This is a genomic window from Citrobacter sp. KH_055_1 (assembly GCF_057838705.1).
This window is the reverse complement of the sequence record NZ_CM174473.1, coordinates 1,990,256-2,003,282: the sequence shown is the minus strand read 5'-3', so window position 1 is coordinate 2,003,282 and position 13,027 is coordinate 1,990,256. Positions and strand designations below refer to the sequence as shown.

The window sequence follows — 13,027 nt, the reverse complement described above, 5'->3', positions numbered from 1 at the left end:
GATGGGACGATGGTTAACCTTTGCAGCCCTGAGCCTGGCGTCACTCTTCAGTCATGGGTATTGCGCGCCGCTTCCGCCCCCGCAGCCGTGGGTATTTAGCGGCGTGAACGGCGCTCACGACACTGAACAGTTACGTCGTGGTTTACAGGTTTACGAAGAAAAATGCCGGGCCTGCCACGGTATGAAATATCTCACCTTCAAAGAGCTGACCCAACCTGGCGGGCCGCAACTCACGCAAGCAGAAGCCAAAGCACTGGCCAGCGGCTATCTGTTTGCAACGGTTGAGGACGACGGACAACCGGGTGAACGTGACGGCAATCTGAACGATGTCTTCGCCTCCCCTTATCTGAACGATCAGGAAGCCAAATACCTCAACAATGGCGCACTGCCGGTGGATCTCAGCTATATCGTGCGGGCACGAAGTTACGATCGCGGGTTTCCGCAGTTTATCCTCGATGCGTTTATTCCCTATACCGACAGCGGTGCGGATTACATTTATGCGCTGTTGACGGGGTATTTACCCAACGATCCTGAGATGAAGGCAAACCGGTATTTTCCTGGTGGGATAATCAATATGCCAAAGCCGCTGGCAGATGGTGAGATTACCTGGTCCACGCAGTCTCATCTGCCACAAACCGAGCAACAGTACGCGCGCGATGTCACCGCGTTTCTGGCATGGGTTGCCGATCCGCAGCTGGCGTCAAGAAAACATCAGGGAATGTATGTGATGGGGTATCTGGCGGTGGTTGTGGCATTATTAGCACTATTACTGCGAATTCAGTCCCGCTCGCGCAAAAGCAAGACGAACTGAAAACCAGTCAGCGTAAGGCTGGCTGGTCTGCAGACAATGTCACGGTTTAGCTATGGCGTTGGCTATTATTACGACGACAGCGTTTGTCGTAATGGCGAACCCACCAGTAGCGGTCGCTGATTTGTTCGTGACCGCCGACGCGAGCCCCCGCCAGCCAGAGCACGCCGCCAACAAAAATACTGAGCACGGCACCGTGTGCAAAAAATTGTGGCAGGTTAAATTGCGGCAGCTGATTTAAGATTGAATAGCCCACACCGACAACCATCACCACCAACCCTAAAGCCATGAGCACGTTACCGAGTAACGAAGCGTTTTTGCGTTTCATGTGTCACCTCCGGAACTTTGGGTTGCTACAGGGAATACCCCTAATCCTTATGTGTAAAGTATAGACAACACTGCCGCTCGCAAGTGCGCCTGTGATCACAATTACAAACACTCATGCAACAAAACTTTACAAATAACCCACTGAACACACTCATTTTCTAATAGTCCAGCGAGGCAATTATTCATTTTTTGCCGGTACGCACGCAGTTTTTTGTCAAGCGCGCCGCCAGACAGTAAACTACACGCCGGTTATGGACACACTCAGGACAAAATACGTGACGATTAAATTGATTGTCGGTCTGGCGAATCCCGGCGCTGAATATGCGGCTACGCGACACAATGCCGGCGCATGGTACGTCGATTTGCTGGCAGAGAGATTACGCGCCCCCCTGCGCGATGAGCCGAAATTCTTCGGTTACACCTCCAGAGTGACGCTCGAGGGTGAAGATGTCCGTCTGCTGGTGCCAACCACATTTATGAATCTGAGCGGCAAAGCAGTCAGCGCGATGGCCAGCTTTTACCGGATCAATCCTGATGAGATTTTGGTCGCCCACGACGAATTAGATTTGCCCCCCGGCGTTGCCAAGTTTAAGCTCGGCGGCGGCCACGGCGGGCATAATGGCCTGAAAGACATCATCAGCAAGTTGGGCAATAACCCGAACTTTCATCGCTTACGCGTTGGAATTGGTCATCCCGGCGATAAAAACAAAGTTGTCGGCTTTGTTTTAGGCAAACCGCCTGTTTCAGAACAAAAGTTAATTGATGAAGCCATCGACGAAGCGGCGCGTTGTACCGAGATATTGTTCAAAGACGGCCTGACCAAGGCAACCAGCCGGTTACATACCTTTAAAGCACAATAAGCAGCGATGTGCGGCATTTTTCCCGCGTGCTGTGTATAATAGGCAAAGCTATTTACTTTTCTACAATCTGTTTTCCATAACAGGTTGAATATCAAAAGATTAAGGTGATTTAAACATGGGATTCAAATGCGGTATCGTCGGTTTGCCAAACGTAGGCAAATCCACCCTGTTCAACGCGCTCACCAAAGCGGGTATTGAAGCGGCTAACTTCCCGTTCTGTACTATTGAGCCGAACACTGGCGTTGTACCGATGCCCGATCCGCGTCTGGACCAGTTGGCTGAGATCGTCAAGCCGCAGCGTATTCTCCCGACTACTATGGAATTCGTCGACATTGCCGGTCTGGTAAAAGGCGCATCCAAAGGTGAAGGTCTGGGTAACCAGTTCCTGACCAACATCCGCGAAACCGAAGCGATCGGTCACGTGGTACGCTGCTTTGAAAACGACAATATCATTCACGTTAATAACAAAGTGGATCCGGCTGACGATATCGACGTCATTAATACCGAGTTGGCACTGTCTGACCTGGATACCTGCGAACGCGCGATTCACCGCGTGCAGAAAAAAGCCAAAGGCGGCGATAAAGACGCTAAAGCCGAGCTGGCCGCGCTGGAAAAATGCCTGCCGCATTTGGAAAATGCCGGGATGCTGCGTTCACTGACCAACCTGACGGACGAAGACAAAGCTGCCATCAAATACCTGAGCTTCCTGACCCTGAAGCCAACCATGTATATCGCTAACGTTAACGAAGACGGTTTTGAGAACAACCCGTACCTCGATAAAGTGCGTGAAATCGCGGCAGCTGAAGGTTCTGTGGTGGTTGCCGTGTGTGCGGCAGTTGAATCCGATATCGCCGAACTTGACGATGCCGATCGTGAAGAATTTATGGCTGAGCTGGGCATTGAAGAACCCGGTCTGAACCGCGTGATCCGCGCCGGTTACGAGCTGCTGAACCTGCAGACCTACTTCACCGCTGGCGTGAAAGAAGTCCGCGCGTGGACCATCCCTGTCGGTGCTACCGCTCCGCAGGCTGCTGGTAAGATCCACACCGACTTCGAGAAGGGCTTTATCCGTGCACAGACCATCGCGTTTGAAGACTTCATCACCTACAAGGGTGAGCAAGGCGCAAAAGAAGCCGGTAAGATGCGTGCAGAAGGTAAAGATTACATCGTCAAAGATGGCGACGTAATGAACTTCCTGTTCAACGTCTAAATAAGCTTTGTTGTCTCATGAGGTTTCGCTGAATCTCATAGGAATCGCAAAAAACTTTAAAACCCACGCAATTGCGTGGGTTTTTCATTTCATAGAGTCTCATGTAACCTCAACGGCATCAGTCCAGAAAACGTCGAACATACCTTGTCGTGAGGACAGGAAATACCTACTGCCGCGGAGTCAGTCCAGTTTTACAGATATTTTCGTCCACTCTGCGCAATTTAATAGTGTTTATTATCTGGATTATCACAGTTATTTTTCCTGACTTATTTATTATTACTTCAGCTCAATTGTTAACAATAAAAATAAAGCACCAAATGTAAATTTTAAAATGACAACCAAAAACACCAACCATTGATAAAATTAAAGTAACATCACGTAAGATTGTCGTTTTTTATTTCTCATAGACGAGTATTTACATATCATGATATAATCTCGCGGAAAAAATGCAGGTTAACAACCTGCATTTAATGTAAATAAATCTTTGAGGAGAGCATTCCAGTGGGACGTAAATGGGCCAATATTGTTGCTAAAAAAACGGCTAAAGACGGTGCGACGTCTAATATATATGCAAAATTCGGTGTAGAAATCTATGCTGCTGCTAAGCAAGGTGAACCAGACCCAGAATCAAACTCATCTTTAAAATTCGTTATTGAACGTGCGAAGCAAGCACAAGTCCCGAAACACGTTATTGATAAAGCAATTGATAAAGCCAAAGGCGGCGGCGATGAAACATTCGTGCAAGGTCGTTATGAAGGTTTTGGACCCAATGGCTCAATGATTATCGCTGAAACCTTGACGTCAAATGTTAACCGTACGATTGCTAATGTCCGCACAATTTTCAATAAAAAAGGCGGGAGTATCGGAGCGGCAGGCTCTGTCAGCTATATGTTTGACAATACTGGCGTCATTGTATTTGCAGGAACAGATCCAGACCGTATTTTTGAAATTTTGCTTGATGCTGAAGTTGATGTTCGTGATGTAACCGAAGAAGAAGGAAACATCGTCATTTATACTGAACCTACAGATCTTCACAAAGGAATTGCAGCTCTAAAAGCAGCTGGAATTACTGAATTCTCAACAACAGAATTAGAAATGATTGCTCAAGCAGAAATTGAACTCTCACCAGAAGATTTAGAAATCTTTGAAGGACTTGTTGATGCCCTTGAAGATGATGATGATGTTCAAAAAGTATATCATAACGTTGCAAATCTCTAATTATATATTAAAGAAATCTGTCGTTGTGGCAGATTTCTTAATTTTACAACTTTTTATATTAAAGCATATCCAGCCAGATGCATTGTTTTAATTTCAACCTGTCATTATCACGCACAAAATATATCTTTTTGCCCATAGCATTATAGAATTAATATATCCACGCAATTGCGTGGACTTTTCATTTACCCTTTTATTGATGCCCACCGTGATGGCCGTTAATACATCGCCATAGTTAATTCAGAAATGGGTAATCGGTATAACCCACTTCGCTACCGCCAAACAGCGTCGCTGGGTTACCCATTTCTGAAAGTGGCAGGTTTTCTTTCAGGCGACGTGGGAAATCTGGATTAGCGATAAAGGGACGTCCGAAAGCGACCAGATCTACGATCCCTGCCGATAACAGTTTGTCGGCTTTTTCACGGGTGTAATTCCCCGCCACAATAATCGTACCGCTAAAAGTCGCCCGCAGGGTCTCCCGGAACGCATAGGGCACCTGCGGTGCATCATCCCAATCCGCTTCCGCCAGATGAATAAAGGCAATACCTTTTGATTCACACCAGGCCGCCAGAGCCAGAATAGCGTCAATAACCTGCGGGTCATCCATGCCACGCTGGGTGATGTACGGGGCCAGACGGATACCGGTACGCTCTGCACCAATGGCCTCGCTGATCGCTTCCAGTATCTGCTGGGCGAAACGCACACGGTTTTCCAGACTACCGCCGTATTCATCGGTTCGTTGGTTTGAAGAACGGCGCAGGAACTGGTCAATCAGATACCCGTTGCCACCGTGAACTTCCACGCCATCAAACCCCGCTGCCACCGCATTGAGGGCCGCCTGCCGGTAATCTGCTATTACCCGTTGAATATCAGCTGTCGTTAGCTCACGTGGAACCGGGCAGTCGACCATTTCACCGATACCCTCATTGTTTACCACCCACACCTGTGCGTGCGGTGATAACGCAGAAGGAGCTACAGGTTGGCCGTCCGGGTGAAAACTTGCATGGGACATACGCCCCACATGCCACAACTGGGAGAAAATCGTACCTCCTGCGCGATGGACCGCATCTGTTACCAGACGCCATCCCGCCACCTGTTCAGCAGAATGAATGCCTGGTGTCCAGGAGTAACCCTGCCCTTGGGCAGAAATCTGTGTTGCTTCGGTGATGATAAGACCGGCGGTGGCGCGCTGCTGATAATACTCAGCCATAAGTGCGCCAGGAATATTACCGGGCTGGACAGTACGGGCACGAGTCATCGGTGCCATGACAATACGGTTTTTTAGTACACGTTTGCCAATAGATGTTGTCTCGAAAAGGGAATGTTGTGGCATGTTCTGCTCTCCTGAGCGGTTAACTATGGCTTGACTTTATGTCATGCAAGTCGCTTTGATAATGGCAGTAATAATTGATTATCTTTTCAGGAAAACGGAATAATGGGTAAATTCGAAGATATGACGTTACTGGTGGAAGTGGTTGAAGCTGGTGGTCTGGCCGCTGCAGGGCGTCGGATGAACCTTTCCCCCGCCACCATGACTGCTCGATTAAAGGCGCTGGAAGAACGTTATCAAACCCGGCTGTTTAATCGTTCAACCCGGGCTATCGCATTGACGCGAGCCGGGGAGGAGTTTTACCACGCCGCACTTCGTGTGCAGGAGGAGATGACACAGGCAGAATCAAAACTGACGCAGAAGGACGGACTGCTCAGCGGCAGCCTGCGAATTTCAGCCCCCTCGGACTTTGGCCGACAGTATCTTTCCCCTGCGCTTCTCGATTTCTCCCGTTTGCATCCTGAAGTCAGAAGCTCCGTTTATCTCAGTGAGAGCGTGGTGGATTTGATTGTCAACCGTCTGGATATGAGCGTGCGTTTCGGGAACTTGCCGGACAGTAATCTGGTCACAAAATTCATCCGTCCTAATTATCGGGTGCTGGTTGCGTCAAAAAGCTACCTTGAAGCTCACGGAACGCCTCAGTATCCTGATGAATTACACGGGCACCGCTGCCTGGTGATAGAGCAGCGCGGCACGCTGATGAACGAGTGGCGTTTTGAAGAGCAAAATGAAACCGCGGTGGTGCAGGTCACGCCGGCAATGGTATGTGATGACGGCGCCTTGCTTCGTCAGTGGGTACTGGCGGGAGCGGGTATTGCCAGCAAATCCTGGTGGGATGTGAAGCGAGATGTGGAACAAGGGCGACTGAGCGTTTTATTTGCTGAGACTTTTATCGGCTTCAGCCGCCATGACAAGAAACACGTTGGTCTGCGGTTTGTCTACCCTCAACGGCGTTTTCAGCCGTTGCAGGTGACGGCTTTCAGTGAGTTTTTCATTAGCTGGCTGGATAATGAATAACGCAGCTACTATCGGTTTTACGGCCGTGCAGCCACCTGGCGACACCGTTCATCTTCATCTGCGCACGTAGCCATTGAAGCTGGTATCACGGATAACTGGTTCAAATATGTGGGCCCGTCGTTAAGCCAAAGCGAAAACAAGCCCCGCTTTGCGGCGTATCCACCAGCGCAATTTCGCTACCATGTAGCTGTAGCATCTGGCGGACGATCATCAACCCCAGTCCCCCTACTCGAACACCTGACGGATTCGCAATCGAAGGACGGATGAATAATCCCTCCATTAATTTTTGCGGGATCCCAGGACCGCTGTCGCTAATTTGCACCATCACTTTATCCGCTTCTCTCCACAAACGCACAGCAACAGTGCCGTTGTCGGGAGTATGGCGAATCGCATTATCCAGCAGGTTGGTCAGCACCCGTTCGATCATCCCGAGGTCTGCATCAATAAGCGGCAGGCCTGGCTGAATATCTGCCAGCAATGCCAGCTGTTTAGTCTGGGCAGAAAGTTCGAATTTCTGAAAAACATCCTGCAGCAGTTCACTAATCGAGAATTTCTCTTTCTGCGGTTTAACCACACCATATTCCAGACGAGCCAGCTCAAACAGCGACTGGGAGAGCGCACCCACCTTTTGGCTCTGTGCGAGAGCAATATTAAGGTAGCGCTGCTTCTCAGCGTCACTCAGGCTGGCTGACATCACGGACAGGCTTTCAAGGTAACCGTGCAATGAGGTCAATGGCGTGCGCAAATCATGGGAAATGTTGGCGATAAACTCACGTCGTAACTGCTCTTGTTGTGCAAGACGATGCCACTGTTCTGCAATGCGCTGGGCCATCGAGATAACCCCTTGTCGCAGTTGGCTAATTTCATCGTTACTGGTATTGATTTGCCGGGGCTGCGCCGCCATTGCCTGCATTTCTTCTATCCCACCGGTTTCCAGGGCATGGACCTGAGCAGACAACTCGCGCAAGGGACGAGTTATCCAGCGCAAGGCGAGTGCCCCCACCACCAGCCCCAACAATGCAACAAGGCTGATGGACAGTAAGACTATCTTCAATAAGGCATCAAATTGCGCATTGCTGTTTAAGGCGTTGTAATTTTCCCCGAGCAAAATTACATACAAGTAGCCTTTTATCTGCCCATCCTGACGCATTGGCGACACGCTAAACACTTTCTTCGCATCAAGGCTACGCGGATCGTCGCCGTAAATGGGGTAATGAGGATTATTTAATGCCGAGTGTATTGGCTGTAAATCAACCCGCTGACGTTTGATGTGCCCTTCCGGCGCCGCATCACCAATAATATTGCCCTCTTTGTCCAGTAAATAAACTTCTACACTGGGATTCACCGCCATCAGATGATCAAATAAATTACGCATCGACTCTTTATTAAGGCCATCGCGTTCAAGCAGAGGGTAACTTTGGTTGATATGCCCGGCAAGGTCCGCAGAAAGCTGCTGAATTACGGCCTTACTGTATTCAGTACTGGTTCGCACCTGCAGCCAGCCCAACAGGGCACACGACGTAATAAACAGGAGAGCAAAAACCAGCGTTAAACGCTGTGAAAGTGTATAAGTTCGCATGGTTACTCGCGTGGCTGTGCGGTGAATTTATAGCCCTTTCCCCAGACGGTACGGATAAAGTTAGGTTCCGCCGGGTTATCCTCAATTTTGATCCTTAAACGATTGATATGTGTATTCACCGTATGCTCATAGCCTTCATGTTCGTACCCCCAGACCTGATTTAGCAGACTCAAACGGGAAAAGACTTTATCCGGATGTCTGGCAAAAAAGTAAAGCAAATCAAACTCTCTGGGCGTCAACTCCACTGACTGATGATTAAGTTGAACATTCCGAGCCAGCGGATCAATAGAGAGGTTATCAAAAATCAGTACACCAGCATCCAGCCGTAAATTCTTACTCATTGCTTCCTGACGGCGAAAGAGCGCCTTTACACGGGCGACCAGTTCAAGCATTGAAAACGGTTTCGCAAGGTAATCATCAGCCCCCAGTTCAAGACCGAGAATACGATGGGTTTCACCTGAACGAGCGCTGATAATAATGATGGGCGTATAACGCGTCATCGTTCTGGCATGGCGACAGATTTCAAGCCCGTCAACGCCAGGCAGCATTAGATCCAGGATTAGCGCATCCCACCCACCCTGGTTAAGTAACGCCATACCAATATTGCCATTTACCGCATGCGTCACCGTAAACCCCTCCTCACGCAGATGAAGCTGTAACAGCTCAGCGATGTTTTCATCGTCTTCTACGATAAGTAATTTCTTATCCTGATTCACTTCATTGTCCCCCACGATCCCGATACTGAAAGTCTACACAACAAGCGGGTAGAAAGTTGTCACATTTAATTTAACTTTGCGTGAAGCATCGGGGAATAACCACGTTTTCACATTGCGTGTATCAGGATGCATTAATTGCAGAATGCGGATTTTAGAAACGGTAATAACTGAATAATACTCACCTGTTGGTACTATTTTTTGTCGACGCCATCACCTTTTTCCTAAGTAAAATTCATTAGACCAACTGGCGCACGACTCATACTTATCCTAGGGTTAGAATATGTCTCCATATGCCGCATTATTGTATTTTTAAAGTAAAAAATGTGGTTATTTGAAAAAGGTAAAGAATATGGCTCCAGTTATCGTCACTCGCTTAATTCTTTGTTGCAGCGCCTTTTCCATCATTTCAGCGGCTGATGCTGTCACCGCAAACGGCACGTTTCAGGTGCTGATGACGATTCAAAAAGCCTGTACCGTTACCGCAGGTTCAGGGTCAAATATTGCCCTGGGATCGGTCAATGCCACTGCGACAAATACATCGGCCAGTAATACCATTTCCATTAATTGCTCCAAGACGACACCTTATTTTATAGGTCTGGCACCGTCAGTCGCTAACGGCGGGAATACCACGGGCAGAGGGGCAATGTCCTCGGTGGCCAACGCAGCAACCAACACGGATAAAGTGCCGTACCAGTTGAACCAAACGTCTGCAACGGGTCCGGTTTGGGGTAATACAGCCACTGCGGAAAGCGTGGGAAATGGGGTGGCCTCGACCGGAACCGGGCTGGGACAAAGCTTCACTGTGTATGCCACCGCTCCTAGCGCCAACTTCACGCCTGATGACTATGCCGATCTCGTAACGGTTAACGTTAACTACTAACCTCAGGACGACCCATGACATTGAAACTGCCTGTGCAGCGGTGCGCCTTCGCGTGTCTGTCAGGAATAGCCATGAGCATTAATATCGCGGCGGCAAGCGGGCTGCAAATAGCGCCGGTTACGCTGACATTGCAGGCGACGCAAAATGCCGACGGTATCTGGTTAAGCAACGCAGGTGAAAACGTGCTGAATGCACAGGTACGCGTTTTCCACTGGCGTCAGGGAGCAGACGGCGATACGTTGTCCCCCTCTCAGGGACTGGTCATCAGCCCACCCATGCTGGCATTAGCCCCGGGTGAACGCCAGCTCATCCGCGTGATACGAACCGCGCCGCCATCAGCGTCTGTTGAAGAGGCCTATCGCTTATCCATTGATGAATTACCCCCTGCAAAATTACAAAAAAATAAACTGCAATTTGTGATGCATTATTCCGTGCCCGTGTTTATTCAACCCACAACGCAGGCTGACACAGCGGCAAAATTACAGTGGAAACTGCAACAGCGTGACGGCAAACACTTTCTTGAAGTCAGTAATCAGGGAAACGCTCATGCCCAATTATCCGCCGCCACATTTATACAACGAAATGGTGCGAAAAAAGTGATCAGTCCAGGACTGCTAGGCTACGTTCTTCCAGGTTCAACGATGCGGTGGATAGTCTCCCCGTCAGCCAGTGATACTCATTACGGCGGAAAAGTTGAAGTCACGGTCAATGGCCAAAAAACAGTACAAGAACTCTGACTGGCTCTGGCTTGTGGTGAAATATGGCGTACTTAATGGGGCCTTACTCTCGGGAATGGCCTGCGTGCACGCACAGACAAACACCCCAACGGACACGGGCATTATTCGTGATGAGTCCCCCTTGCCCGGAGTCGATTTATATCTCGACGTGACGGTCAACGGCAATGCCGCTGGATTGGTTCATTTTGGCTATGAAAACGAAAAGCTGTACGCCAGTGCCAATACCCTACGCACGCTGGGTTTTCGTCTACCAGAGGAAACTACTCAGCCTGTCGGGCTGTATGATATTGCGCAGCTGAACGTTGACTACAATAAACAACTGCAAACGCTGGCGCTAACCGTACCACTAAGTGAACTCGACCTTGCCACCACCCAGCTTAACCCACCCGCAGAAACTGCCCCGATGGCCTCCACCGCGGGCGGCGCATTGCTCAATTATGATATTTACGCAGAGCAGGGTGACGCCAGCAGCATTAATACGTTTAGCGAACTGCGCGCTTTTAATGGTTCAGGGGTGTTAAGTACCACTCAACTCACCCAGTACTCCACTGAAACCGATGCCGATAACGCCTTTTACCGACTGGATACCAGCTGGCGCTCATCATTCCCGGAAACGATGCTGGCACTGACCGTGGGGGATACGCTGACCAGTTCGCTCACCGGCTCCCGCCCAACCCGCATCGGCGGGATTCAAATTGGGACCGATTTTGGTTTGCAGCCGTATATGCCAACCACCCCGCTTCCCGCGTATCTCGGCTCCGCAACGGTGCCGTCCAACGTAGAGTTGTATGTCGACGGGGTCAGGTACTACAACGGTGAAGTCCCGGCGGGCAGTTTTCAGATCAACACCTTGCCAAATATCAGCGGTGCGGGGACGGGTCAAGTGATGATGACAGATGCGCTGGGCAGAACGACGGTGCAAAATTTCTCTTTTTACAACGATCAACAGCTGCTGCGCGAAGGTCTGACCTCGTGGTCAGCCGAGATTGGGGTGGTGCGCGAAAACTACGGGTACGCTTCATTTGAGTATGCCAGCGCCCCGGCGATCAGCGGGACATGGCGTCGGGGATTCAGCAGTAACTTCACCGCAGGTGCGCACGCCGAAACCAGCGACGGGCTGATTAATGCCGGTTTCAGCAACGACTGGATCCCAGATATCCACAGCGGCACATTCTCTACGGCATTGGCAGCAAGTGCGGACGCCGGGAAAAACGGTTTTTTATACAGCGTAGGATACCGCTGGTCCGGAGAGAAATCCAATTTCAGCACCAGTACTACCGCCACCTCCGGCGATTATCGTGATGTGGCGACCCATTATGGCGAACCACCACCGACGCTGAGCAGCAACACGGTGGTGGGCTATTCGCTGGCGTCCGCCGGAAATATCAGCCTGAGCTACCTGCAATTTCGCTACCCGCATGAAAGCGCCGTGCGCTATGCCAACGCCAGTTGGTACAAGTCCCTCACTGATACCGTGTCCCTTAACGCAGGGTTCAACCAGAACGTTGATGACAACCGCGACCGCAGCGTCTACCTGATGGTGACCGTCACCACTCCTCGTAATCTGAGCGTCAGCAGCACCATCCAGCGTACGAATGACGAAACCGGCTACCAGTTGAATGCCAGCCAGACGCCGCCAGCTGACGGGGGCTGGGGCTGGAACGTCGCCGCCAGCCAGCAAGCATCTCAACAAAGCGGCCAGGGGGAAGTAGGTTATTTAGGTCGTTACGGGAAAGCGTACACCGGCTTCAGCCAATTGCCGGATAACCACTATGGCTATGCCGGTGCGACCGGGTCCGTGGTGATGATGGGCGGCGGCCTGTTTGCCGCGCGTGAAATTAGCAATGGCTTTGCCGTGGTGTCGACCGACGGCATTCCCGACGTTCCCATCAAGCTACAAAACAACGTGATCGGCAGCAGTGATGACAATGGCCTGCTGCTGGTTACCTCCCTGAACAGCTATCAAAAAAACCAGATCAGCATTGACCCGATGGACCTGCCCGCCAATATGCGCATCACCCACGTCGAGGCGAATGCCACCCCTGCAGACCGTTCCGGCACGCTGGTCAGTTTTGGCATTACGCCGGTACGCGCCGCGCAGGTGATCCTCGTCGATAAACAGGGGCAGGCTATCCCCGAAGGTAGCGTGGCCATTGCCACCACTGGCGCGGGCCAGTCATCACTTGTTGGGTTTGACGGGATGACCTGGTTCGACACGTTGGAACAACACAACGCTCTGCGTATTAAGACAGAAACCGGTACCTGCAGCGTCAAATTTGACTACCCGGCCTCAGCGCGAGGCATCGTGCAAATTGGCCCACTGGTATGCCGATAACAGGAGTAATTTT

Annotated in this window: 12 protein-coding genes; 8 read left to right on the top strand and 4 right to left on the bottom strand. The window is 50.4% G+C overall.

The features are described 5' to 3' along the window. Position 1 precedes the first annotated feature (1 nt). On the top strand, positions 2-811 hold the full coding sequence (locus AC3ITF_RS09310; RefSeq protein ID WP_174360952.1) for a cytochrome c1: 810 nt from the start codon (positions 2-4) through the stop codon (positions 809-811). A gap of 46 nt (positions 812-857) precedes the next feature. On the opposite strand, the gene ychH is transcribed toward AC3ITF_RS09310, so the two are convergent. After that, a complete protein-coding gene (ychH, locus tag AC3ITF_RS09305) occupies positions 858-1,136 on the bottom strand; it encodes a stress-induced protein YchH (protein WP_045443721.1) in 279 nt (92 codons plus the stop codon). A 274-nt stretch (positions 1,137-1,410) separates the two neighbouring features. Between ychH and pth the strand changes: the two genes are divergently transcribed. The 3 genes from pth to AC3ITF_RS09290 all read left to right on the top strand — a co-directional run bounded on the left by pth (position 1,411) and on the right by AC3ITF_RS09290 (position 4,423). Beyond that, positions 1,411-1,995 carry an aminoacyl-tRNA hydrolase gene (gene pth, locus AC3ITF_RS09300; RefSeq protein ID WP_046275292.1) on the top strand — a complete coding sequence of 195 codons (585 nt, stop codon included), beginning with the start codon at positions 1,411-1,413 and terminating at the stop codon, positions 1,993-1,995. Between the two features lie 115 nt (positions 1,996-2,110). Then, entirely contained in the window at positions 2,111-3,205 is a 1,095-nt protein-coding gene (ychF, locus tag AC3ITF_RS09295; protein ID WP_096756754.1) for a redox-regulated ATPase YchF, read from the top strand. A 501-nt stretch (positions 3,206-3,706) separates the two neighbouring features. Then, complete coding sequence (locus AC3ITF_RS09290) at positions 3,707-4,423, top strand: YebC/PmpR family DNA-binding transcriptional regulator (RefSeq protein WP_096756753.1); 717 nt, start codon at positions 3,707-3,709, stop codon at positions 4,421-4,423. A 232-nt stretch (positions 4,424-4,655) separates the two neighbouring features. Here the strand turns inward: AC3ITF_RS09290 and AC3ITF_RS09285 are convergent, their stop codons facing one another. Continuing rightward, a complete protein-coding gene (locus AC3ITF_RS09285; protein WP_115258276.1) occupies positions 4,656-5,753 on the bottom strand; it encodes an alkene reductase in 1,098 nt (365 codons plus the stop codon). A gap of 102 nt (positions 5,754-5,855) precedes the next feature. On the opposite strand from AC3ITF_RS09285, the gene AC3ITF_RS09280 reads away from it, so the two are divergent. After that, positions 5,856-6,767, top strand: coding sequence for a LysR family transcriptional regulator (locus AC3ITF_RS09280; protein ID WP_489176358.1), 912 nt, complete (start codon positions 5,856-5,858; stop codon positions 6,765-6,767). Between the two features lie 100 nt (positions 6,768-6,867). On the opposite strand, the gene AC3ITF_RS09275 is transcribed toward AC3ITF_RS09280, so the two are convergent. Both AC3ITF_RS09275 and AC3ITF_RS09270 read right to left on the bottom strand, forming a co-directional pair. Next, complete coding sequence (locus tag AC3ITF_RS09275; protein ID WP_489176357.1) at positions 6,868-8,346, bottom strand: sensor histidine kinase; 1,479 nt, start codon at positions 8,344-8,346, stop codon at positions 6,868-6,870. Positions 8,347-8,348: 2 nt separating this feature from the next. Beyond that, positions 8,349-9,062, bottom strand: a complete 714-nt coding sequence (locus tag AC3ITF_RS09270; protein ID WP_489176356.1) for a response regulator transcription factor — start codon at positions 9,060-9,062, stop codon at positions 8,349-8,351. Positions 9,063-9,411: 349 nt separating this feature from the next. On the opposite strand from AC3ITF_RS09270, the gene AC3ITF_RS09265 reads away from it, so the two are divergent. The 3 genes from AC3ITF_RS09265 to AC3ITF_RS09255 are packed head-to-tail and all read left to right on the top strand — an operon-like array spanning position 9,412 to position 13,014. Next, positions 9,412-9,942: a Csu type fimbrial protein gene (locus AC3ITF_RS09265; protein WP_096756748.1), complete on the top strand. Its 531-nt coding sequence runs from the start codon at positions 9,412-9,414 to the stop codon at positions 9,940-9,942. Between the two features lie 14 nt (positions 9,943-9,956). Continuing rightward, positions 9,957-10,679: a fimbrial biogenesis chaperone gene (locus AC3ITF_RS09260; protein WP_135911891.1), complete on the top strand. Its 723-nt coding sequence runs from the start codon at positions 9,957-9,959 to the stop codon at positions 10,677-10,679. Then, positions 10,651-13,014 (top strand): fimbria/pilus outer membrane usher protein, encoded by a 2,364-nt coding sequence (locus tag AC3ITF_RS09255; protein ID WP_489176355.1) that lies wholly within the window; start codon positions 10,651-10,653, stop codon positions 13,012-13,014. The genes AC3ITF_RS09260 and AC3ITF_RS09255 overlap by 29 nt, the downstream gene beginning before the upstream one ends. Positions 13,015-13,027: the final 13 nt, after the last annotated feature.